Genomic DNA, 26,310 nt, shown 5'->3' on the forward strand with positions numbered 1-26,310 from the left:
GCTACGACGATTGATAGGCGTAGCCGCTCAGATCGTAGTTTCTTGATTTAGTTCCATCGAATTACGCAACAAAGCCTCCAGGAGGTTCAATGGACAAGGTTTGTCAGGGATTAAAAGCAATAATAAAAGGGGATAATTGGCTGTCTCGAAGATTACTTGATCAGCTAGTAAATTATTATCGAGGCAGAGAAGTAAATAGCATTATCGAACCTGCTATTGAGGTTGAGCTTACTCGGCGTGAAGTTCAGGTTTTAAAAATGTTGAAAGAAGGTGGTTCAAATATGGAAATCGCTGATTCTTTATTTATCAGCGAGCATACTATTAAATCACATCTATACAATATTTTTAGAAAGTTAGAAGTAAAGAACCGTACGCAAGCTACAAGTTGGGCTAAGAGAAACCTGTAGTACTAGTATTAACTTGCTGTAATAAAAAGAAAATACTCTATAAAGTACTAAATTTTATATTTATTATTAAAATGTCAGTCTGAAATATCATCCCATATTCAAACTTATTCCTATTCAGTTGACTATTAGACTTCTCATGTCGTGACGAATCTAGTCAGACGTGGAACAGAAGGTCTATTCAATTAATAAGCCAAGAGGGAATAAAAATGAGCGCAAGTGACAATGACACGTATTTAGGCGATGCAGGTGTAAATAACCAATTTGCTGATTTCGATGGCGGCGATGATTTGTTTATCGGTTTTGGTGGTAATGACTCGTTTGTTGGCGGTGGCGGTAATGATTATGTGATCGGCGGCGACGGTGATGATCGCCTAATTGGTGGTGCTGGAGATGATTTGTTAAAAGGTGGGATTGGTGATGATCTATTAAAAGGAGGTTTTGGAAACGATAAGCTTTTAGGTTTGTTGGGTGATAACAAGCTATTAGGAAACACTGGTGATGATATTCTTGTTGTAGGGGCTGGAGATAACATATTGGTAGGTGGGAGTGACAGTGACAAGTTTGTGTTCACGGATAAGTTTGGTGGCCATGGCGAAGCAAAGGTTATGGATTTCACCATTGGTGAAGATTCTTTGCACATTGTTAGCGACTCGGTTACAGCCTTCGGTGATTTAAGCTTTAGCTACGATGCAGTTGGGAATGCAGTGTTTACCGATGGGGCTGATCTAACAGTGAAACTTATTGGCGTGACTGAAACTGACATCAACACCTATGGTGCAGATCTGTTCGTAATCTAAACGACTGAAAATAACTCTGGATGGGAATTAGTTTGCGTGGCTCTGCCATGCTAAAGCGAACTAACCGGACACTCTAGAGCGATTTGAGGTTACCTTAAGCTAGGCGCTAGTATTTCTGGCGCCTACAATTTTCACGTTAAACGGAAGTAGTCGTGCAAAAAACGGTTTTCAAAGAAGTGAAACAAAAACTATGCACGCTTGCGGGCTTGCTGATCGTTTTTAGCCTTTTTATCAACTTATTGGTTCTCTCTATTCCGCTGTACATGCTTCAAGTGTACAACCGAGTGATATCCTCCTACTCAACCGATACTTTATTCTTGCTCACTGTCATCGTAATTGTCGCGCTGTTAACCATGTCCATCATCGACATTGCACGAGCACAAATGAGTAAATCTTTTGGTTATTGGATGGACACAAAACTCTCCGCTTTCATGCTCAAGCGCACGATTCAATATCAATCACATACTGGGAAGAGTTATACCTCGCAAACTCTGAGAGACATTCAGAACATCAAAAGCTTTTTGAGCAGTCAAGCACCTTATCCACTGTTGGATGCGCCCTGGACACCGCTGTTTATTTTATTTGTGTATTTATTGCACCCGATACTAGGTCACATCGCGTTACTTGGATCTATCGTATTGTTTAGCCTAGGTCTACTTAATGAGCTAATGACGCGTAAAACAATGCAAGAGAGCGAAGTCAGAGCGATTTCTCATATCAACAAAGCAGAATTAGCCACGCAAAACTCCAATTCAATTCTCGCAATGGGGATGATGAATGCATTTTTAGAGAAGTGGCAGTCGCGCGTGAGTGAAGTGAATGTGCTTGAAGAGCGAGTTGCAGGTAAGTTCATCTACATGGCTAACTTTTCTAAGTTTGTGCGTGGATCACTACAGATATTTTTACTGGGAGGTGGTGCATGGTTAGTTATCCAACATGAGATAACGGCAGGGGCGATGATCGCGAGCTCCATATTAATGAGTCGGGCATTATCGCCGATGGAGCAGGCGATAGGCACGTGGCGAAGTGCGATGTCTGCTAAAGGCGCCTATAAAAGGTTGAAAGAAATCGATGCGATCGTGCGCCAAGATGAATCAGATATGCCACTGCCTAAACCAAAAGGACACTATGAGCTTACCGGACTGGCCTATCGCCATCCTGGAGCAACCGAACCAGTGCTCTCATCGATCAACTTATCGATTCCTCCGGGTGTTGCTGTTGGGGTGATTGGCCCTTCTGGTACGGGTAAATCGACGTTTGCTCGGCTGTTATTAGGTACGGTTAAGCCATTAGCGGGTAAAGTGACTCTTGATGGAATGGAAGTCTCCGTATGGGCATCTGAAGATCGCGGCGTGCATTTTGGGTATCTCGCTCAAGAGGTGGAGTTATTTCCTGGCACAATTCGAGAGAACATCGCGCGCTTTAAAGAAGAAGACCCCGCTAAAGTCATCAAGGCGGCTCAACTAGCAGGATGTCATGAATTAATACTCAAGAAAAACAAAGGCTATGATTGCATTATTGGTGAAAATGGCCGTGGTTTATCTGGGGGGGAAAGGCAGAGAATCGCTCTTGCAAGAGCCGTTTATGGCGATCCTTCTATTGTGATTTTCGATGAAGCGAATGCCAACCTCGATGGTGAGGGAGAGGCTGCGTATCAACGTTTGATTGCCCATTTAAAAGCACAGAGTACAACGATTATCGTCATTGCCCACAATCCGAGTACGTTACGACAAATGGATAGGCTGTTGTATTTGGCTGACGGCCGAGTCAAGTTATACGGCGCTAAAGATGAAGTATTAAAACGTTTGATGGGCGAAGAAAGAACAGATATCCCAAGGGTAAGAAATGAGCAATCAACTGCCAACCGTTAATCAGAGTTCTACCGAGATCGTATATCGTTTTAGCCCCAAAGCGAGACTAAGCTTTCGAAAACCAATTTTACTCGGTGTGGTGACCTTAAGTGTTTTTCTTGGAGGTCTTGGCTACTGGGCTGCAACAGCCAAATTAGAAAGTGCAGCGATTGCTTATGGTGATTTGTCAGTTCTCACTAAGCGACAAGAAATTCAGCATTTAGAAGGCGGTATTATTGAAAAGCTATATGTACAGGAAGGGGATTTAGTCGAAAAAGGTCAGTTATTAATTCAACTTTCTAAGCGTCAAGCTATGGCTAAGTTGGACTCGTTAAGTGGTCGTTTTATCCATACTCTAGCAAAGGAAAACCGTTTAAGTGCGGAGCTTGATGAGCTTCCAACGATTGTATGGTCTGATGATCTTGAAAGCATTCCCCGTGTCGATATCGTACAAGAAGCACAACTGGTTCAAAACAAGATCTTTGAAGCGAGAAAGCGATTCTTTGATAGTAAACTGAGTATCATTGAGCAGAGTATTTCTGGAGCAAATTTAGAGCTTGAAAACCTTCAGCAAACCAAAGTGATTGAGACGGAACGGCTCAACTTTATTGCTGAAGAAATAGACAGCAACCAAGCCTTGGTGCAAAAAGGTTTCTCGGGAAAATCTACCTTACTTCAACTCAAGCGCCTAGCAGCGGAGGTGAGAAGTACCTTAAGCCAGTTAGACAGGCAATCGCTCACCGTTAGAAAAAGGTTAGATGAGAACCTAGCGCAAATTGAAGAGTTGAAGCTTGAAAGGCTGAATGAGATTGTAGAGGAACTACGAAACACCAAAACGGAAATTGTCGCAATTCGGGAAGAATATCGCTCCGCTCAAGATATTGTCGCAAGAACAACGATCAACGCACCTATTTCTGGTCGCGTAGTCAACATGCAAGTGTTTACCGAAAAAGGTGTGATTGGCTCGGGTGAAACGTTACTAGAACTGGTCCCGCAAGACGATAAGTTGTTAGTCGAGGCTCGTGTTAATCCTCAGGATATTGATTTAGTGAGTCCAGGCCAGCAAGCGCATGTTCGTCTGACCGCTCTGAATGCACGGACGTTGGCACCTTTAGACGGTACAGTGCTGACGATTTCTGCCGATAAGCTCTCGCAAGAAAACCAAGAAGATTTTTATCTCGCTAGAATTGCAATTTCACCGGAAGATGTGACAAAACATCGTTTAACCTCAGGCATGAATGCCGAAGTGCTGATTTTATCTGAGCCACGAACGCCATTGAGCTACCTAATAAAGCCAATTACAGAAAGCATGAATCGCGCCTTCAGAGAGGAGTAATTTCTAAGTGCTTTTTGAAGAGTATTGTCAAAGAGTATCGAATCCAATTACATATCATCATTAAATAAACAGTTTAAAGTCTAGGTTTTTTTCTTAAAGTCGTATGTTTGTAATTTTTAGTTTTTCTGATCTAGTGAAGAATATCAATATTTTACTAGCTAATTATTTTTAGGTTAACTGTGGTAGAAATGTCATATAGTACTCTATTCATTTTCATAGTTTGTATCTTAGAGCATTTTTGAAAACTTAGTGATAATTTATTTTTATATCCATAATTTTTTAGTATTAGTAACTTGGATGAATTATTTGATACTTTTTAAAAATAAACAATATGGAGTATTAAGTATTTCAGATAAAGTACATTAAACCTTGCTGTAAAATAAAAATGTATTATCATATCAGTAAATTTAAAATTTTTCTTTTTTACAATCTTATTTTATTGTTGGTAATGTGTTTTATTAAATAAATACGACGTTATATCGTCATTAATTATCATATAAAATCTTATAATATTGTATAGGGAAATTTAAAATATAAATACAGGAATTATCGTTCTTACAACTCAAAAAAATTAAAAAGCTTTAAATAGATTGCGTTGTTAATTTATATAGTTCACCCGGTGTAGTCAGCGACACGTAATTACGATTAGATATTAATTATTGAAGAAATAGGCTGAGAACTTACTGTCATGTTACAGGTGTACTGTAGTTCAAAGTATTGTCGCAAGGGAGATAGAAAAGTGTGGTATGGTAAATAGCGAAGATATTGTAATTTTTCTGAAAGTTAAAAAAGGAAACGAACTTTGGGATAAAAATTTAACTTGGCTTTGGTCGGTGGGATTTATCACCTGTTAGAACAACATAAAGCTCGAGTCTATACCCAATCGAAAGGTTATGTAGGTTGTGAAAGGTCACGGTAGGAATAATAGCTTAAATTACTTATCCGAATCCCATCTGAGGTTTCTATTAAAATCTTTTCGAATGATAGATTTAATGAATATATGGTGGTTTTATTCATGTGTACGATTCAAACAAATTATCATGTGCATTTTTTTACTTACCACTTTGTAGCCATACATTTATTTCTTTGTAAGACAAATCTGATAACTATTCTTTATATAACAATATATTTTATTTATTGTTACTATTTGCAATTGATTATTATATTTTAAATATAAATTACTTTGTGCCATTAGGCTGATAATAATGTTGTGTATTTATCATGAAAAACAGGGATTAATTTTGGTTTTTATTTTTATTATTTTAAATTCAACAGTGTTATTACGCTAAATATTATATTTTTATGGATTATACTTTCTTAAAAATGACTAATAAAAATTTATACAAGTTGGAAAGCATTACATCAATGTTTAAGATTAGTGTTATCTTGTTATTGATTGCTTTTTTTTACTCTGAAAATGCATTAGCTGCAGGCGAAATAGAAATATCCTTTAATCCAACATTCGGTCTGCCCTACGAAAATGGACTGGTCATTACATACTCGATTGAAGTTCGAAATACGACGATCAGCACGATCAGTGATGTCTCCGTAACGAATGCCATTTGGGATGTGATGTCTGGTTCGAATAGGGCGTTCAGTAGTGTCAAGATCACTGATACTCATACGCTAGGTACGAATGCAGGTACTTACTCCTCTAGCAATAGCAACCTGAATGTGACCGGCGCAAACTTATTACCGCTAGGGCGTATTACTTATCAAATTGAAGCGACGGTTGCTGATGATGCTGCTGAAGATATTGTTCTTGGCAACACCGAAGTAAAAGGAACGGTTTCCGGCACAGAGACGACTTTTACTAACCCAGATACAATTACTTTCCCTCCGGCTGAATACGATTATCTTCTCGAAGAATACGTTAGCCCGACCGAATACGATGTTGGCGGCACACTGACTTATTCTTTAACGGCAACCAATAATGGTGCTTATGCGGTTAAAGGATTAGATATTGAGCAAGAGTTTGCGTCTTTAACAGGACAAAAGTTAGATGGCACAACAGGGAATGCATTTAGCAGCGTGACCATTAGTGCCGTGGCTTCATCGGGGAGCGATGCGGGTACCTTTGCAACAACAGGAGATTTGTCAGTCACCGATGCGGAGATCTCTGTTGGTGGTTACATTACTTACACCATCAAAGCGACGGTTGCTGCGGACTTAGTTTCCGATATTGATACCCAAGCAAGCTCCACGACTCGTGCTGGTACGGTCGACGGCAACCCGCTATCAACGCCTCCATCTGAGCCTGAAATTGCACTGGAACACACGCTCAATTCAACATCGCCATACCTGATTAACGGTGAGGTGGATTTTGAGTTGAAGGTGAGTAACAACGGTGGTGCGATTGCTCATAATTATCATGTAAAACAAAATATTAGCGACCTAATTAGCCGCAATGGTTTAGCTAACAATTTATCCCCTTCTTACAACAACACCGATGTGGATGGTAACCCCTTCACGACCTGGGATATCACGGTTTCAAGCATTGGCAGTAACTCACTTTCTGACTACCAAGGCAGCGCACAAACGGATGTCGATTTTGACGATACCGTTTCTATCTATCCGGGCGAGTCGATCACCTACCAAATTAAAGCAACCCTTACCCCAATCACGATTGGTACCTTGCAAGGCTTTACTGCTTCTGTAACGGATGACTCAGGCTCGTTGGTCAAAAGCTCCAGTATTTCGGATACGGTTGATGCTGAAAAAGTGTTGAGTGTGACGGATTCTGATATCTCTATTTCGAAGACCACTTCTGCATCCGAATATGTACCAGGTGGTGAAATTGAGTACGAAATTACCGTTACAAATGGCTCATCAAAATATTTTGCCAACAACCTGTTAGTCCAAGATAACCTAACTTGTGTTAAGACTGAGCAAGCGGGTGGCGCAGGGGATGGCCAAGCTTTTGAACAGTGGAAAGTTGAGGTTATTTCGGGTGAGGACTCGATTGGCTCGGACCCAGGCACCTTTAGCTACGGCACTTGGACGTCGAATCCACTTTCGCTAACCCCAGATATCGCTCCAGGTAAAACCATCAAGTACAAGCTGACTGCGAAAACCAATGATACCAGCACTGGTCTTATTCTTGATGACGATCCAAGTTGTTCTAACGATAACGTCACTGAAGAAGGCTCGGGTGTTCAAACACCAGATGACAACTTGCGCGCAAGTAAAGATGTAGATAGTCGCTTTTACTCTTCAGGCCAGACTCTTACTTACACCATTACCGTGACGAACGATGGTGATGGTTTTGCAAACCAAGTTCAGGTGCTAGATGACCTGAACTCAGTGAAAACAACCGATATCAACGGCAAAGAAATCAATGCTTATTCGGATTGGACGATCACCGCTGAAGCATTTAAAGACGATGGCACACCAGCAACTGCTTCAAATACGGGGATGACCGGAGAAGTTAAACACCCTGACAATTTAAATGTCATCGCAACGCTTCAACCTCACTCCTATATCGAATACACCATCGTTGCTGACACTAACCCAATTGCAAATGGTCATATCTCAAACGAAGTCACGGTGGATGGCTCTGTTTATGCAGACCGAGGTTCTGATCCTCGTGATTTTGCGATTGAGCTAAACAAACGCGTTAAGACCAATACTGACTCAGGTTTTCATGGTGAGCAGACGGCTTATTCTAAGCTGGATACTGAGGTCACTTACCAAATCAGCCTGAAGAACGATAAAGAAAACGGTTATGCGACAAATGTGGCGGTAAAAGACGCCTTATCTTCGATCACCGCGAAGATATTGGAACCAGACACGACGTCAAAACAAGTCTTCAAGTCGTGGACGATCAGTGCTGAGATCATCTCGGATGATCCTCAACTTGATGGCAACCCTGCTTATACAGATGTCGGTACTTTTAGCGATAACACAGATCTAGACACCACAGCGCATATCCCGCCAAACGTTGAAGTGCTTTACACCATCGTGGCACAAATCGATCGCTCAAATGAAAACGAGATCATTTACTCTCGATTTGATAACACGGCAGAAATTAAAACGCCTGATTCAAGCATTCAAAATTCAGCTTCGGACACGGTAGTAGTTTATCCTCACGATCCGAAAGTTATTGTTGCCAAAACAACGCCAAACGATGATTTCAAGCCCGGCGATAAGGTGACGTTTAAAGTCACAATCGTCAATACTGGTCCAGGCTATGCCAACGAAGTGCATGTTACGGATGATATCCTCGGCCTAAATGCGTTCTCAGATTGGACAATTACAGCGTCGACAGACTCCAATAACTCACCCTTTAAAACAGGCAGTTATGAAGGTGAGAAGTCAGGTTTTCCAGATGGCGGCAACATCAATAGCTACATCGATATTGACCCTAAGATCAATGGCTCAGAAGGTTATGTCGTCTATACCATTAAAGCTACAGTTAAAAATGACTATGTAGAAGATGAGATCTCTAATACCGCAGAGATCTATGACCCATCGACGAACTTAAACCAATCCTCTTCTGCCGAAATTGGTGGTACATCGGGGGATTCTCTTAACGTTTCTATTCTGAAAACAGCGGACAAAGTACGTTTTGTCCCTGGCGATGACGTCACTTATGAGGTTCGTGTTTTGAACAACGGCGCGAATGTTGAAAATGGTCTTAAGGTCGTTGATTTACTGACAGACATTCGCTCTGTGTTGGCAAATGACAAAGACAATCAATATGAAAACTACCCAGATCAATCTCCATTCGAATACTGGCAGTTTGATTTCGATGACGGTGGCGGTTTTCAATCTCAAACTACAGAAGATTTTATTTACCCACCGGGTGATGCATCGAACACGATGACACTTGCTGCGGGCGAATTGCGTACTTTCCGAATTAAAGCTCGTGTTAAAGACAATGTCATTGGTTCTCAGGATTCAATGGGTAACTTAAATGACAAAATTGAGAATGATGCCTACGTATACCGTGACTTTGGCCAAGTGACTGAAGAATCACACGTTTCTCATCACGAGATGGAGCGCGCATACAACGGTGGTGATGTAGTCAGAAAGCTATTGGTTAATGGCGTGGAATCAAAATTCTACTCTCCGGGCGATACACTTACCTATCAAGTGACGGTTTCTTCTCAAACCGGTTATGTCAATGACCACGCAGTAAGTGAAAACATCACCGGTGTGACGACTCAGTTGTTGGATGGCTCTTTGGCTACGCCATTTGATAAAGGTTTCACAGTAGATGTTTCGAAGGACGATTCTAATGGTGGCGACGGTACAACAGATGGCACGTTAGATGGCACCGTTGCGGATAATCAAGACATCAACACAACGATCGATGTCGCAGGAAAAGACTCTGTTACCTTTGAAGTTGTTGGTGTAGTGCGAGAAGACGCGACTGGCACAATCACCATTGGTGGCATCACGGTTATTCCGAACAGCTACCATCTAGCGTTCTCCAAGACGGTAGATCAATCAAGCTATGAACCGGGACAACCTCTGGTTTACCGCTTAACGATCGAAAACGATGGTAAGGGCAACGCATACAACATTCCTGTCATCGACCGACTATCCAATATCATGGTCGATCTTGTCGATGGCACAAGCGGTAAAGCGTTTGACTCGGGTTGGACGGTTGTTCCAAGGATCGTCAGTGGCAGCTCCTCGGCTATTCTCGATCTGGATGGCAAGATTGCTGATAACGCAGACATCGATACTCATGCATCCATCCCTAAAGGCACAACCATTGAATACGTTGTCACAGCTAGGGTGAACAACAACTCCGTCGGTGAGATCTTGAACTTGCTTACTGTCGATGGTGATACCGTGAGTGCGGAGACCAAAGCGTCTGCTGAGAAGTACGACTTCTCTAAACATGTCACCAAAATCTACGATCAGGATGGCACTACCGAGTTAAGCGGTGGTTACACGCCGGGTGGTTACATCGAGTATGAAATCTCACTGAAGAACTTGAACAACGTTCACATCAATGAGATGCCAATCAAGGATGAAATCAGCAAGATTCAGACTGATTACTTCGATGGAAGCGGTAAAGGTCGTGCGTTTGATTCATGGACCATCGTGACCAGTACCGATTCGAGTGGCATCAGTGATGCAGGCTCTGTCAGCAATAACAGTGATATCGACACTAATTTCAACTTAGCCGCAAACGGATTCGCGACAGGTGGAACCTTTGTTACTTACACCATTAAAGCGAAGATCAGTGAGAAAGCCGTTGGCCAAATTCTCAACGTTGCGGTGGTAGACAACAGCCATAATTTACCGTCAGAACCCGTGAACATGCTGCCGGTGAGCATTGCTAAGTCGCATAAAGCGTACACTGATACATCACTAGCGACACACAAGACCACATACAACCATACGACAGACGGCGAAAAGATCGTTTACCACTTGCGTATTGAGAACAATGGTAAAGGTTTGGAGTACAACAAGTCACTGAAAGAGTTGTTCTCAAACGTCAAAGTACGTGTCGCGCAAAACGCAGCAGGCGAATCTGACTCACAAACGCTACAGGCATTTGGCCAATATGGTTGGACAGTGACCGCGACGACCTCGGGTGAAGCGACGACGCTAATTGATGGCTATACCGGCGGCGCAAATGCAGATATCGACATTCCTGTACTTTCAATTGCGCCGGGTGGTTGGATTGACTTTGTCATGGAGTCACAGATCCGCCAAGACGCGCTCGACCAGATTGTTGCGACTCCGAAATACAACGGCAGCAACTTCAATTCTGCGAAAGTCACGCCAGAGGGTAGTAACCTGTCGGTGAGTAAAGAAATTGCCTCTATCGATGGCAAATCTTATGTATCCGGTGACACTTACAAACCGGAAGATGAGGTCATCTACAAATTCACGGTGACCAACACCGAACCCGTGTGGCGTGATCAAACCGTTATCCAAGATATCGTCTCTAACGTTCGCGTTGAGGTGATTGGCGGGACGACGAAATCTGCGTTCTCAGAGACCAACATCTCCCATGCCTTTACTTCAACAGGTACAACGGGAACACAAGACACTTACATCGAATCTTATGATGCAACCGATGATCTTGACCTGTTAGTCGATATCGCTCCGGAAGAAGTCATTGAGTTTACGGTTACTGGTAAAGTTCGCCCAGATGCACTTGGTGATATCGATGGCAACACGGGTAAAGCAGGCAACCAAAGTGATACAACTGATGTAATTCCACCAGTTGTGCCTGTATTGAACTTCGAGAAGTCAGTGCTGAGTACTACCGCAGACAGTGGTACATGTACTTTCCCATCAACGACGGGTACAGATTGTCACTACAACCCGAACGGTCAAGTTCAGTATCAAGTTAGTGTGACCAACGTGGGCGACAGCATTACCAATGGCGCGACTATCGTTGATGAGCTAAACACCATTAATACATCAGATGGTAAGGCTGCATTCCAAGACTACAGTGTGGCAATCGTAAGTGCGCCTGATCCAGACCGATTCTCTATTACGGGTAACTACCAAGGAACCGTGCCACTGAATGCAGCGTTCGACTTGATGCCGGGTGATGCGGTTGTGTTTGAGATTGACGGCACGGTAGCGGCGGATGCGTCTGGCACAATCACAAATATTGCAAAAGTGAATGATGTTGATAGTAATGCGATTGTGTTGGATCCGGGTACTTCAAGCTTAACGGCAGAGAAGTCGACCAGCACACCAACTTACACACCGGGTTCCGAGATTCGTTATGAAATGCGCATTCGAAATGAAACGCTACTTAACGAAGAAATTGATGTTCGAGATTTGATCTCGACGTACAAGGTTGAAGTTGCTGATGGCTCTGAACAGACAGCACTTAAAGATTGGGCAGTAACAGCAAGTGTGGTGAGCGACGGTAACGCTTCTGGTTTTCGTGACATTACACCGCTCCAATCTATCGCAGCCAATACTGACATCGACGTTACCGTGAAAATGAATGGTAAAGTGGATGGCGGTGCAGAAAGTGAAATCCTAATCGAAGTCGTTGGTCATGTTCGTGATGATGCCGTTGGTGAGTTTACAAACCAACTACAAGGTAAGCTGAATTCAGGAACCAAGTACTTCACCTACAACCTCAAAGAAAAAGTTATCGTCCCAGAACCGGGAAGCCTTGCTGTGACTAAAGTAACCTCAATCACCCCTGCGATTTACCATCCGGGTGATACCATTGGTTACGACATTGAGGTGAAAAATACCGGTACAGGTTATGCGACCGATGTGTTGATTTCAGACCTTTGGAAGACAATTCGTGCTGAGAAAGCTGGCGCAACATTACCTGTGCGTGCGTTTGATTCTTGGTCAGCAAAATCTGTGAGCGTTGATGGTACCGATCCAACGTTGACTCAACCCATAGCGGGCTCTGAGGTGACTGGCGACAATGGTTATCAGATTCGTTACAACATTCACCCAGATCACACAGTGAAACTTCATGTTGAAGGTGTTGTAAAAGCGGACCTTGTTGGCGATATCACCAACGTAGTGGAAGTGAGCGATTCAAGCAGCTCTCAAACTGCGGATGCGACTTACGTGGCGGCAACTGCTGACCTCACGGTCGATAAAACAGTTGATAAGAGCCAATACGAATCAGGTGACAAGCTGACCTATACCATCAAGATCGAAAACACCACCGCCAACTGGGCGAGTGATGTGGAGATCAAAGATCTGGTCAACGACATCACTTCAACCAGTATTACGGGCGCGACAGTAAAAGCGTTTGAATCTGGCACCATCTTCTTCAATGCATCTTCACAGACGGGTGACACCAAGTTCCCATCGTCCACTGGTGAGTTTTTAGATGGCAGCTTGGACATCGGTCCAAATGATGTGGTGACCATTACGGCGGAAGGGGAGCTTGACCCAGAAGTGGTGGGCGATGTCACCAACCAAGTTGAAGTGACCTACAACGGTTCGACTAAAACCGCAGAAGCGACCAGCACGGCGAAGATCCCAGATTTAACCTTCACCAAAGAGCCAATGGTAGAGTTTTATAGCCCTAACCAAGCGGCAGGTTACATCCTGAAAATCGTCAACGAAGGCAACAGCTACGCGAATGACATCAACCTAAAAGATGAAATTGGTGCGCTAACCGTGAACACCATTGATGGCTCGGCGAACCAAGCCTTCCTGCAATGGGCGGTTCAGTATGTTACGGGCAGTTCACTGACCACAGTCGATGCTAACTCACTCGTTGTCGACAAGGATATTGATTACAACATCGACCTCGCACCGAACGACACCATCACCCTTTACGTTATTGGTCTAGTCAATACAGAAGCGACGGGCGACATTGTTAACACCGCAACGTTGAATCACAACAGTAAAGACGTGACGGCAACGGCAACGTTGAAACCGCGTCCGGGCGATATCATTCTAGAGAAAACCACCGATGAGCGTTACTACCAGCCGGGAGAGTTCTCTACATTCCGCGTCAAAGTGACCAACAACGGTTCTGGCTTTGCGGCCGATGTAAAAGTCGAGGACATCATTTCTTCACTCGAAGTGGAAACCTCGGGTGGAGCAATGGAGCCTGCATTGAATGATTGGACCATCGTGACCACTAAAGGCGACCCACGCACCAATATCGAAACGGTACCAGGACCAAACGGTGACATTTCTACCAACCTTGATATCGCGCCTGGCGACACGGTTGAATTTGCCATCACAGGTACAGTCAACAGCAGTGCGGTGGCTAACATCGTTAACACCGCGACAGCTGAGTTCGGCGGTGCGACCACCGATGCAACAGCAACGTTAGAAACCTTACCTGAAGAAGTTTGGATTGAGAAAACAGCAGAATCACCAATTTACATTCCGGGTGAGGAAGCGGTTTTCCATGTTCGTGTTTACAACGGTACCGATGGTTTCGATAACGACATTAAATTGGATGACATGCTATCGGGTATCAAAGCGACCAACATTTACGGTGTTAATGAGCGAGCGTTTGAAAGCTGGACGATTGAAACAACCAACACTGACAGCCGCACAACGATCACGCCAATGCCTATCGATAACCAAGACATTCGTTCAGTAATCGATATCGCGCCGCATGACATTGTTGAGTTCACCATTACGGCGAAAACCAACCCATTAGCGGCGAGTGAAATTACCAACACTGCCACCGCTGATTTGAATGGCACCACACAACAATCGAGCGCGACTATTCAGCCTCAATCGCAAGGTATCTCTATCGAGAAAACCGCTGACACTGAGTTCTACATTCCGGGCAAAGAAGCGACATTCCGCGTCAAAGTGAAGAACGAAGGTACGGTGCCAGCAACAGATGTCGAGGTGAAAGATGCCATTAGTGATCTTGAAGTGGTTCGTTTAGATGGCACGACAGTCAAAGCGTTCGATTCGTGGCGTATCGAAGTTAACAAGGGCAGTTCCGATACTGACATTACCAATATTCCAAGCGTAAATACGGACATCGATTCAACGCTGACCATTGCAGCGAATGATGAAGTGGAGTTCGTCATCACTGGTTTGGTGAATCAATACGCAACGGGCGAGATTGAGAACACAGCAAGTGCGTTGTTCCGCGGTGAAACTCAAGAAGCAAGCGCGATGCTATTGGCGATGCCAGAGTCGGTCAAGCTAGAGAAGACCGTCGATGATGAGTACTACCGTCCGGGTGAAAACGTCACTTACCACGTGGTGTTAAGTAATGAATCTGGATCGTTTACCGAAGAGATAGTGCTTAAGGATCTTATCTCAGAGTTGAAGGTAAATACGATTCATGACACCGAAGCGCCAGCGTTTACCAGTTGGAGCATGACAAGCTCATACAGTGATGACCGCACCATCGTGTTACCACAGATTCAAGGTGACAATCTGGACGTGAATAGCCGTGTGATTATTGCGCCAAACGATAAGTTGGACATTGAAATCACGGGTGTCGTCAACGCGGATGCGATGGGAGAAATCACCAACCACGCGTATGCCTACGACAAGTCAGAAAGTGATGTTCTGGCGGATGATTTCGCAACTATCAAACCACTGCCGATCATTTTGTCGGTGACCAAGGTGGCAGATAAAGCGGAATACACCAACGACGACGATGAAATTACCTTCACGATGACGGCGACCAACCGAGGCTCTGCAGATGCAGAAAGCGTCAACCTGTTGGATGAAATCGATAAGCTTATTGGTAACAACGGCAATCCATTGTTCACCACATGGAAAGCGACCATCACTGAGCTTAAGTCTGGTGTGGTGGTTTCTGTCGATTCAGATAGCAATGTCGATTCAAACCACACTATGAAGGCGTACCAAGGTAATGAATACGAAATCGTAGTGACAGGTGAGATCAACCAAGGCATTGATGACAACTTCACGAACGTCTTTACCGCGAAAGCATCGACAGGTGAAGTCGCGTCCGCCAACGTCACGATCAAGGTTAAGAAGCAAGCTTACAACGAAGGCATGCTGAAAGTGACCAAGGTAGCGAGCAAGTCAGAGGCGAGCGTCGGTGAAGTTGTTGAATACGAAGTCGTGATTACCAATGAAAACGACAACCCATTCACGGGTGTACGTTTGGTTGACCGCTATCCGGGCGGCTTTGCTTACATCCCAGACTCGACAGAGATGGTCAACAGTGGTCCTGATGGCGTATTTGATACCTCGGATGACATCCAAATCACCGTAGAGCCAACGAAGACCAATCAACTGTTCTTCGAAGTCGGCGACATGAATATTTACGGCAAGGGCGATTCGAAAACCGCTGATGCTGTTCGTATCCGTTACCTAATGCGTGTAAGCGTCGGTGCTACCTTTGGCGTTTACACCAACACAGCATGGGCCGAAGCGCCACCGGCAGAAAGCTTCTCGGCACAAAACACCACGACCAACTACGTTGTGAAGTCGAACCTCGCCAGTGCAACGGTTGAAGTCATGCCAGATAAGGTATTCGACACCGCTTCGATCATCGGCAAGGTGTTTGAAGACCACAACGGTGACGGTTTCCAAGCAGACGCAACGGCAGATGACATTTATATTGATGTAGACCTTGCCGCAGGTGATTACGTACTGGGCTCAACTTTCATTACTCAAGATGGCGTTGAAACCCAACTTAAAGATGTGAAGGTGAAACTCAAAGGCCAAGACGTTGTTATGTCGAGTGTGGACAAAGGCTATGAAGTCGATGAGCTGTTTGGTCTATCTCGTAACCGTACCCTCGAACACAGCAACAAAGTGGTGTTCCAGTTTAATACTCGAACTCGCCAAGGTTTCCCGTTCAAGGTGACAACGGATAACGGCACGCACATCGAGTTCGATAAGCAAGGTAACGCGATTACCAAGCACAAAGGAGATAAGAAAAAAGGTCTGTCGGCAGAGAACATCGACGTGGTGAGAAACCTCTACCGAGATGGGGATATGTACTTATGGGAAATCATTGTAGAGAACAAAGGACTTTACGAAGACGGTATCCCAGGCGTTCGACTGTTAACGGTCGAAGGCATCATCATCGAGACAGACCAATATGGTCGATACCACGTTCCAGATCAGTGGGTGTTGAATAAAAAAGGTAAGCAGTTCTTGGTCAAAGTCGACACAGACTCGCTACCGACAGGCATGAGGGTGGTCAGTGAGAACCCGAAAGTACGCCGAATCACACCAAACAAACTGACGAAATTTAACTTCAGTATTCAAAGCAGTGGGGATGATTAACCGTTCGCAGTACAGACGCAGGCTGGGCCAGACCCAGCCAACCACTCAAGCGGTTAAGCAGGATTATTATGATTAGATTTAGACAATCAAAACTGACAATGTGTATCGCGGCTGCGTTGCCAATACTTTCGTACGCGAAAGACACCAGCCAATTGGAGAAACTTGACAGTGACTCACTGGGTATTGAAGTAAAAGCTCACGAACAAACGGATAACTCGCGTATCTACCTAGACCAAGGTGCGATTTGGGTAAGCCGCGACATCATGCGATTTGACCCGGTACTTGACCTGAGCATTAGCAGCGATGTTGAAGTGAAAGATGGCAAGCCATTGCAAGAGATGAGCTTTGCTATCACAACCAACTTCAGCTACTACGTTGACCATTACCAACTGGAAGTCTTCCGTGGTGGTGACCGTGGCTTGGTTGACCCTTTAGCAGTGGTTGAAGGTCAGCAATTTGCCAACGATTTCAACATTGTTTGGGATGGCGCGACCGACCAAGAGTATCAATTTGAATCCAACACACAGCTGTTGTTCCGTTTAAAAGCCTTCGATAAAGACGGCAACATGGACGTGACGACGGTTGGTGTGATTGACCTTGTCGAGCCAGATTCTGAAGTCGATATCGACAAGAACGACGGTGAAGAAGAGCAAAGCCGCAAGCTTGGTAAAGCTCAGTTGATGCGTCACAACATTCCAACCTCTGCGGGTCTGGCAAGATTCATGGGTACGGGACTAAAAGGCGTCGATAAAGTCGTGATTGGCGAAGACGAGTTTGATGTGGAAGAGGGCGAGTTATACGCAGAACAGTACTTGCCAGCAGATGCGTATCTCTTCCCTACTCGTGTAGTATTCGACAGCGGTGAAGAGCGTCGCTACCAACTGTACGTGCGTATTCCTGATGAGTATTGGGTACAAGCAGGTCTTGCGGATTTCTACATCGGTAAAAACAAAGTGACGGGCAACTCCGCCGCATTAGCCGTCGACGAGCAATACCAAGATGACATCTATAACCAAGGACGCTTGGCGTACTTTGGTCAGGGTAAATTTGGCGACAAACTCAGAGTTACCACTCACTTTGATACTAAAGAGAGTGACGTGCGAGACATGTTTAAGAACCCGTTTGCCTCTGACTCATCCAGCGTATTCGACATTCTCGAAGACGACGATGAGATGTATTACGGCAACTATGGTGACAGTTCCAACATCTACAAAGTGGTAAATACCAAAGGTAAGGTTTACCTCAACGTTGAGTACGACAAATCCAATGTGTTGTGGGGTAACTACAACACTGGCATTACTGGCACCGACAACAACGATTACAACCGTAGCTTATACGGCTTTAAAGGTGACTACCGTACTCGTTCAACCACCAAGTTTGGTGAAGATCGTCTAAACATTGTTGGCTTTGCGGCTGAATCTGATTCACTCTTCGCTCACGATGAATTCCTAGGTACTGGTGGTTCGTTGTACTTCTTGCGTCATGGTGAAGTGGTACCGGGCAGTGACAAAGTGATGGTGAAAGTTGTCGACCCAGACAGCAGCATCACTGTGCAAGAAATGCCGCTGCAATCGGGGCGTGACTATGAAATCGACCCATACCAAGGCCGCATTATTCTGACCAGACCGCTGAACAACATCATTTCGGATAACTTTGGTGATGTGATAAACGACCAACCGAGTTCAGGATACAAAAACTATCTTGCGGTGGACTATGAATACGTCCCTCAAGGCAGTGACGCGCTTGACGCAATGACCGCTGGTGGTCGTGTGAAAGGTTGGGTGAACGACTACATCGGTGTGGGTGCAAACTACCAAACCGAAGAAAAAGACAACCAAGATTACGAAGCGTACGGCACGGACTTAACCTTGCGTGCATCTGAAGGGACGTACTTAAAAGCCGAATTCGGACACAGTAAAGGTCGTCAAACCGATTCCAACTACGTTTCTTTCGATGGCGGTTTAACCTTTACCCCAATTGGCAGCAACGCGGAAGATCGTGAAGGTGATATCTACCAAGTGAAAGGGGTGATGAACCTTTACGACTTAGCTCCTAACGTATTCTCTGCGGTGGGTAACGACGTTAAAGCTTGGTACAAATCCAAAGACGCAGGTTACAGTTTTGCTAGCCAAGATGATGACTTAGAGCAAGAGTCTTACGGTACCGAAATTCGTTTCCAAGCCACTGACCGAGTTGCTGTTAAGACGCGCTTTACCTCGGTTGAAGAGCGTGAATCCGATGGTGATTTGCGAACGGATACCCAGCAAGCGGAATTGGAAACCCAAGTTAAAGTCACCAAACACATCAAGATCTCGGCAGCGGGTAAACAAGTTGAAGAGCTAAACAACCAAGATGAAAAAGGCAAAGGCACGTTAGCGGGTCTGCGTGCTGACTACATCTGGGACAGCGACAACAACGTGTACATCAAAGGTCAGAAAACCGTAGGCCAAACAGACGAATACGACGAGAACGACAGCGTCACGCTCGGTGGTGAAACGCGAATTCTAGAAGACTTTGTGGTTGGCGCGGAATACACCACGGGTGATCGCGGCGATGCCGCAGAAGCGAGCGTGACGTATGACGTAACGGAAGATTACAGCACCTACTTAACCTACGTAGACGACACTTACGAAGGCAAAAACAACGTGATTGTCGGTCAACGTGCAGACCTGACTTCAACCGTCGATTTCTACCAAGAAAACCAATTTGTAGATGAGAACAACGGCAAAGGTCGTATTGACTCGTTTGGTTTTGGTTACGACATGAACGACGACATCGACATGGGGATTGGCTATCAAAAAGGCGAAATTGAAGACGACCAGAAGATCACCACAGAGCGCCAAGCCGTGAGTGTGAGCACATCCATCGATGTCGATGACGTATTGTTCAAGAACAAAGTCGAGTACCGTGTCGACAAGACCGATGATTCCGCAGACCCAGATAAAAAACGTGTCGACCAATGGGTGACGACTAACCGTTACACACATCATCTAACGGAAGAGTACACCTTGTTTGGTAAGTTCAACTACTCACGCTCAGAGAGCAAATCGAGCGATAAAGTGTTGGCTCGTTTTATTGAGTCGACCGCAGGTTTAGCATATCGCCCAATCTACAACGACCGTTTGAACGTACTTTCTCGTTATACGTATTTGGTGGACTTCGACCAACTTAACCGCGATGTGGATTACAAAGATGAAGAAAGCCACATCATCGAAATCGAAGGTATCTACTCGTTGGATGCAAACTGGGATTTAGGCGCGAAATACGCTTATAAGGACAAGCATGAAATCTTCACTCGTCAGTCAGGCGAAGACATTCCAGTCGACAGTAAAATTTCTCTCTACGGTTTGAGTGCCTCTTACCGTGTTATGAAAGATTGGGACGTGACTGGTGAGTACCACTGGAAGACGGACAGCACCTACGACGAGTTAGAGCAGGGAGCATTGGTTTCGGTTAACAAACATTTGAGCGACAACTTCAAAGTCGGCGTGGGTTACAACTTCTCAGGCTTTGATGGCAATCTAGCGAATGATGACGATTACGATGCATCAGGCGTGTTCATTAACCTAGTTGGTAAGTTATAAGAGGGCGATATGAAAACGACGATTCGTTTGTTAAGCGGCATGATCGCAGGGGCAATATTGGCAGGTTGTTCGGCGGATGCGTATGTAAGCCAAGAGAACCGAGAAAAGTTTGCCGATGTCAATGTCTCCAAGTTTCTGATCAGTGAATGTTTGGCACCGCAACGCGAAATCCATATTGCGGTAGCCGAGCATTTCGACTTCGATAAATCCATCATTCGTGAAGCCGATGCGGCAAGCCTAGGTGCGTTCATCCGTGATATTCAAGGCTTGAGCGGACGCATCACGATTGTTGGTCACACCGATTTTAAAGGCTCTGACGAATATAACGAGAAGCTGTCTATGCGACGCGCTGAATCGGTAGAAGCGTACCTTCAGCAGCAACTCGACCCAGAACAATACGATTGGGAAGTGAAGCACTTTGGTGAGTCGCAGCCGCTAGCGTTGGGTAAATCGGATCAAGCTCGTGCTGAAAACCGTCGTGCTTACGTGATGTTTGAAGAGGCGAAGAAGTACGAAGAGATGCCTTTCTGTGAGCCGCCAAAACCAGAACGTAAGATCTACATGGCGATGACACCACACTTCGATTTCGATAAGTCGGAATTAAAACCGGAAGACCTTTCACAATTAGATGATTTCATCGCAAAACTGCAAGGTTTAGAAGGTAGCATTATGGTGGCTGGTCATACCGACCAAGTGGGTTCGCTCTCTTATAATGAACAATTGGCGGAGCGAAGAGCGCAAACCGTGGTGGCGTATCTCAAGACGAAACTCGATCCATCGCAGTTTGTGTGGGAAGTAAAAGCCTTTGGTGAGCTTCAACCTGTGATCAACGAAGAATCTCCAGAAGCCAATGCTTTAAACCGCCGTGCGTTTATCGTATTTAAAGAGAGTGAACTGGGGCTACCGACTGAATAATTTGGTAAGGTTGTCCTCTCGCAAGCTAGCTATCTGTTTTCTGAGCGATATTTAGCATGAAAGGTCAACCTATCTAAACCAAACAGGGAGTCGGGTAATGGAGAAAGTGCAGTTAGTCGTCGATTTTCTTCTCACTCATAAATTGATTTTTACCGCACTGATCTTTGCGATTATGTGGTTAATTCGTCGTGCAATTTTATCGATGATTCGTGGTGATCACGCTTTTCTCTCAGAAGATCAGCGTAGTTGGATGTCCAGAACTAAAAATGGCACCTTTGCTGTTACATTACTGATTTTATTTATTTTATGGCAATCAGAAATTAACGAGTTTGCTCTGAGTGTAACGGCGATTGCCGTTGCCATTGTAGTGGCATCCAAAGAAATCATTTTGTGTTTTACGGGTTCGATTCAAAGAGCAAGTTCACGTTCTTTTCGCGTTGGGGACTGGATTGAGGTCGGGAAGTTATGCGGTGAAGTGATTGAGCACAATATGATGGCGACGGTGATTCAAGAGATCGACCTGCATCATGGGCAATATCATTACACCGGCAAAACAGCGACATTGCCTAATAGTATGTTCTTTACCTATCCAGTAAAGAACCTCAACTTCATGAAGCGGTACGTTTACCACAACTTTTCTGTAGTGGTGAAAGACTTCGTCAATTTGTATCCACTGCTACCGATTTTAACTGATAAAATTGAAGAACATTGCAGTTACTTTGCTGATGTTGCACATCGTTACAATGCGATGATTGAAAAACATGCTGGTGTTGACCTTCCTGGTTCTGAGCCACATATGCATATTTCTAGCAACATTAATGGTGAACAAATTCTGCACGTGATGATTTTCTGCCCAACCGATAAAGCGAACCACTTAGAGCACTTAATTCGTAAGGACTTTATGGAACTTTATGAGCAACGTTTTCCTGTAGTGCGAGAAGAATAGAGCATCGTACTTCGCCTTTAATTTCAAACCCCGCTATCAAAATAGCGGGGTTTGTTTTTCTTAGCGTATTTTTAGGCTGTAACAATATTCCCAACTTAGCTGAATTTACTCTTCAGCATTAAAAATAGGAAGTAAGTGCTGCCTATAATAGCGACCAACGTGCCAGCTGCGACCTGACTTGGATAAATAGCGATTTGTCCTAGCCAATCTGCCCACAACATTAGGGTTGCGCCAATTAAGGCACCGACACACAGTTGCTCTTTCACTTTTCTTGCTCCTAACATCATCGCCATATGGGGAGCGACCAAGCCAACAAAAGATATTGGACCAACTGTAGCGGTAGAAAAGGCGCATAACAAAGCAACGATGGTGAGCATAAGCGTATTGGCTACGGTAGGGTTAAGCCCTCGTGCATTTGAGAATTGTCGCCCGATGGAAATTAGTGTTAGCCAACGAGAAATCGAGAATACAGCGGCAAGCAGAACTATTATGGCCAAACATAGCATCAGTGCGGTGTCGGCTGTGACTCGATAAATAGAACCAGTTAGCCACAATAAAATTTTGTAACTGTCACCTGAGCCTTGAGCTAGCAAAAATTGAACGAGGGCTTCTAATAGTGCCGTTAGTGCGATGCCGGACAACACGAAGTTAGATGGATTAAAATGGCTTCGTTTACCGATAACCAGCAATAACATCAATACGGACATACTTCCGAAAAAAGCGATACCCCAGCTAAATGCGGAGAGAAGCGACCCAGCGATGACTCCTGTCGTAATAATGGCAAACGTGGCTCCGGAAGACACACCGAGAATATCGGGACTTGCCAGAGGGTTATAAACAATGCGTTGCAAAATGATTCCGGCAACGGATAGCGCAATACCGACAGAGAGTGCGGTTAACATTCTCGGCCAACGCAATTGCCATTGGAACTCACCTGGCACAGACCATTGAATTCCGTTTATACCATGGGTAACGAATGAGTAAGCTAGAATCCCAACCAGACTGAATAGCGCAATGCTGCATACCGCGCGTTTAGAAAGCGCCGTTTTTCCTTGGCTCATTGAAAGGTTAAGTTGATCGGTTGCCGTCAGCTTTTTACGAGTAAACCAAATTAAAGCGGGAGCGCCAATAGCTGCAGCCGCTACGCCGCTAGGAATGGTTTCCTCTAACCATAAGCTCAGCGAGATAGCGGCAGAGTCTGTGATGATTAGTAGCATTGCGCCCAAAAGCATGCTGCTGATCAATTCGTCGCGCGGTGTTCTTGCTCCCATCGCTCTGGCAATATTGGGTGTCAGTAATCCGATGAAGCTGATAATGCCAACTGCGGTGATTGAGGCAGATACCAGCCAAATACCCATCACCATTAATGCACCAAACGCGGGTAATACCGCTAAGCCTCGGGCTGCTGCGCCTTCTTGTCCTAGTTTCATTAAGGTCAGAATACGTGGTGCGACGATCAAAATTACGATTGCGATAGCGCAGCGAAGTAATAACCACTCAAACCAATCCCAGCTGTATTGAGAGAGGTCTCCTGCTCCCCACATAAAAATATTCTGTGCGAACTGGGCGTTTAAAATAATAATGGCTGTGGCGATAGAACCAAGCAAGATATTGATCACCATCCCCGAAACGACCAGCGGCAAACCTGTCATATTACGCACGCCTGCAATTGATACGATCAGGCCAAACGCCACTAAAGCCCCCACCATTGCGGCTAATGCAGAGTAATCGGCTACCCAATCGACGAACCAAATGTTTACCACGACTAATGCAAGCCAAGCACCAGAAGAGGTGCCAAGAGTCAACGGCGAGGTGAGGTTATTCTGCGTTAATTGCTGCATTAAGCTGCCGGTGAGACCAAGCATGGCACCAACAAGCAGGGTCATACTTAACCTAGGAAGCTGCGCTTGCGTAAAGAATACATCACGAAACTCGGTTGCTACCTCTGGTTTTGTTAATAATTGCCATTGTTCGAAAAGTGATAAATTAGTATCAATTTGTAGGCTAAAGACGCTAAGTAACGTAATCAGCGCCAGATAACCAATATAATGTTTCGTTCTCATTGTTCTGGTGCCAACTCTATTAGACTGTCGGTAATCGCTTCAGCGGTGTATTGCAAAGACATGGCACCGCCATACGCCCACACTGCTCTGACTGAATTTACCCGCTGCTTTTTCACAAACGGCATCGCTTGCCAAAGTGGCGACTCTTTCAGTTTTCGTTCTTCTGGGAAAGGCTGTACGTAGAGAACGTAGCTGTTTTTGAGGCCCTGAAGCCGATTGATTCGATCTTGCTTTACTCCCCACGCACGTGGGTCCTCTTTAATTGGAGCCTGTAATCCCAGTTTTCTAACCACGTAGTCAGTGGTGGAGTTTTCGGTTGCAAGTAATACAGTATTCGGGGTTGAAAATCGCATCACAAGAACGCTGAGTGGAGCAGAGTAATAGTGGCGAATTCGCTGGCGCATCTGCGCAAATGAAGCATCTAATTCTGCCAGTTTCTGTTCAGCAAGTGCCTCTTTATTGAATAGCTTGCTGAGCGTACGAAAGTGACGAATGGCCGTTTCAGCTGCGGCCTCATTTTCAGAAAAATTAGGTAAATAGATTACCGGAGCAATTTGTTTGAGTAACGGAATCAAGTCTTGCTGTGGAGACGCAGCAAGGATGACATCTGGTTTCAAACTGGCTATTTTTTCTAAGTTGGGCTCTGCTCGGGTTCCAATATCTTCAATTGACACTGGTGCAGTTGGATTGACGACCCATTGGCGGTAGCCTGGTAAATTTGGGGCTGCGATTGGTTCTACGTTTAGCGCCAAAACTTGTTCTAAGATGTCCCAGTTTAAGGCAACAACGCGTTGTGGCGCGTGCTCAAAACTATGCTCACCATATTCATCGGTAACGGTGATGACTGCATGTGCATTGGTCATAAAAAATGCGAGGAGAAAAGCAGATTGTGTAACCACGGTAAGTAAACGAGCCATTATGCGCATACAACAGCCACCTTTTGGCTCGCTAATGTGTTAGCCGGGCTTGGGTGCTCAATCAGCTTAATTGGTGACTCATATAGTTTAGAAAGGCGTGCCTCGTCTAACAACATGTCGGCGTTGCCTTCGAAGGCAATTTTACCTTTTTTGAGCGCAACAATGTGGGTGGCGTAGCGCAGTGCTAAGTTCAGATCGTGCAGGATCACGATAATGCCTACATTCTCGGTTCGATTCAGTTCTGCCAGCAGCGCCATTAGTTGAAACTGATGGTGAACATCGAGCGCCGAGGTTGGCTCATCGAGAATTAAAATTGGCGATTGTTGAGCCAGTAGCATAGACACCCAAGCACGTTGGCGCTCACCGCCCGATAAGTCATCCGCCAAAGCTTGAGCAAAAGGTGTAACCCCTGTTCGTTCCATAGCCTGCGTGATGATCTGTTTGTCTTCGGTTTTCCAACGACCAAGTGCCCCACGCCACGGAAAGCGACCTAAGCGCACTAGCTCTTCGACCGTTAAACCAGCTGAAGAGGGCAGCTTTTGTGGCAAATAGGCGATCTGTTTTGCCAACTCTTTGGTTTTAAGTGATGAAAGGGAAGTATCGTTTAGTGTTACCGTACCTTTATCTGGCGACATTTGACCAGAAAGCAGGTTCACCAGTGTCGACTTACCTGAACCGTTATGGCCTAAAACGACCGTTAGCTCATTTGTTGGGATGTTAAGTTGTTCGATGCCGAGGATCTGACGTCCACCTCGCACGATCTCAATATTAGACAGTTGAAACATGGATGGCTCTTAGGAGAAAACTCCCCTCAATAGAGGGGAGTAGAAGT

Annotated in this window: 10 protein-coding genes and 1 pseudogene; 8 read left to right on the forward strand and 3 right to left on the reverse strand. The window is 45.0% G+C overall.

Annotated elements, in window-relative coordinates:
• Positions 1–77: 77 nt before the first annotated feature.
• From R7Z41_RS17260 to R7Z41_RS17295, 8 genes and pseudogenes are all read left to right on the forward strand, one after another.
• Positions 78–407: pseudogene (locus R7Z41_RS17260) on the forward strand (LuxR C-terminal-related transcriptional regulator); the annotation flags it as partial.
• A gap of 206 nt (positions 408–613) precedes the next feature.
• A complete protein-coding gene (locus R7Z41_RS17265; protein ID WP_206959036.1) occupies positions 614–1,204 on the forward strand; it encodes a calcium-binding protein in 591 nt (196 codons plus the stop codon).
• A 152-nt stretch (positions 1,205–1,356) separates the two neighbouring features.
• Entirely contained in the window at positions 1,357–3,075 is a 1,719-nt protein-coding gene (locus tag R7Z41_RS17270) for a type I secretion system permease/ATPase (protein WP_206959034.1), read from the forward strand.
• Positions 3,050–4,390: an HlyD family type I secretion periplasmic adaptor subunit gene (locus R7Z41_RS17275; protein ID WP_206959032.1), complete on the forward strand. Its 1,341-nt coding sequence runs from the start codon at positions 3,050–3,052 to the stop codon at positions 4,388–4,390. The genes R7Z41_RS17270 and R7Z41_RS17275 overlap by 26 nt, the downstream gene beginning before the upstream one ends.
• A gap of 1,365 nt (positions 4,391–5,755) precedes the next feature.
• A complete protein-coding gene (locus tag R7Z41_RS17280) occupies positions 5,756–17,053 on the forward strand; it encodes a DUF11 domain-containing protein (RefSeq protein WP_225477351.1) in 11,298 nt (3,765 codons plus the stop codon).
• A gap of 68 nt (positions 17,054–17,121) precedes the next feature.
• Positions 17,122–20,637, forward strand: a complete 3,516-nt coding sequence (locus R7Z41_RS17285) for a hypothetical protein (protein ID WP_206959027.1) — start codon at positions 17,122–17,124, stop codon at positions 20,635–20,637.
• A gap of 9 nt (positions 20,638–20,646) precedes the next feature.
• Positions 20,647–21,552 (forward strand): OmpA family protein, encoded by a 906-nt coding sequence (locus R7Z41_RS17290; protein ID WP_206959025.1) that lies wholly within the window; start codon positions 20,647–20,649, stop codon positions 21,550–21,552.
• Positions 21,553–21,649: 97 nt separating this feature from the next.
• Complete coding sequence (locus R7Z41_RS17295; RefSeq protein ID WP_005375171.1) at positions 21,650–22,498, forward strand: mechanosensitive ion channel family protein; 849 nt, start codon at positions 21,650–21,652, stop codon at positions 22,496–22,498.
• 95 nt (positions 22,499–22,593) lie between these two features.
• Here R7Z41_RS17295 and fhuB read toward each other — a convergent pair whose 3' ends face one another.
• The 3 genes from fhuB to R7Z41_RS17310 are packed head-to-tail and all read right to left on the reverse strand — an operon-like array spanning position 22,594 to position 26,263.
• Positions 22,594–24,561, reverse strand: coding sequence for a Fe(3+)-hydroxamate ABC transporter permease FhuB (gene fhuB / locus R7Z41_RS17300; RefSeq protein WP_225477353.1), 1,968 nt, complete (start codon positions 24,559–24,561; stop codon positions 22,594–22,596).
• A complete protein-coding gene (locus R7Z41_RS17305) occupies positions 24,558–25,487 on the reverse strand; it encodes an iron-siderophore ABC transporter substrate-binding protein (RefSeq protein ID WP_170893377.1) in 930 nt (309 codons plus the stop codon). The genes fhuB and R7Z41_RS17305 overlap by 4 nt, the downstream gene beginning before the upstream one ends.
• A complete protein-coding gene (locus R7Z41_RS17310) occupies positions 25,478–26,263 on the reverse strand; it encodes an ABC transporter ATP-binding protein (RefSeq protein WP_005375174.1) in 786 nt (261 codons plus the stop codon). Before R7Z41_RS17310 ends, R7Z41_RS17305 begins: the two co-directional genes overlap by 10 nt.
• Positions 26,264–26,310 lie beyond the last annotated feature (47 nt).

The sequence above is a fragment of the Vibrio sp. 1457 genome, assembly GCF_033340195.1.
GTDB lineage: Bacteria > Pseudomonadota > Gammaproteobacteria > Enterobacterales > Vibrionaceae > Vibrio > Vibrio alginolyticus.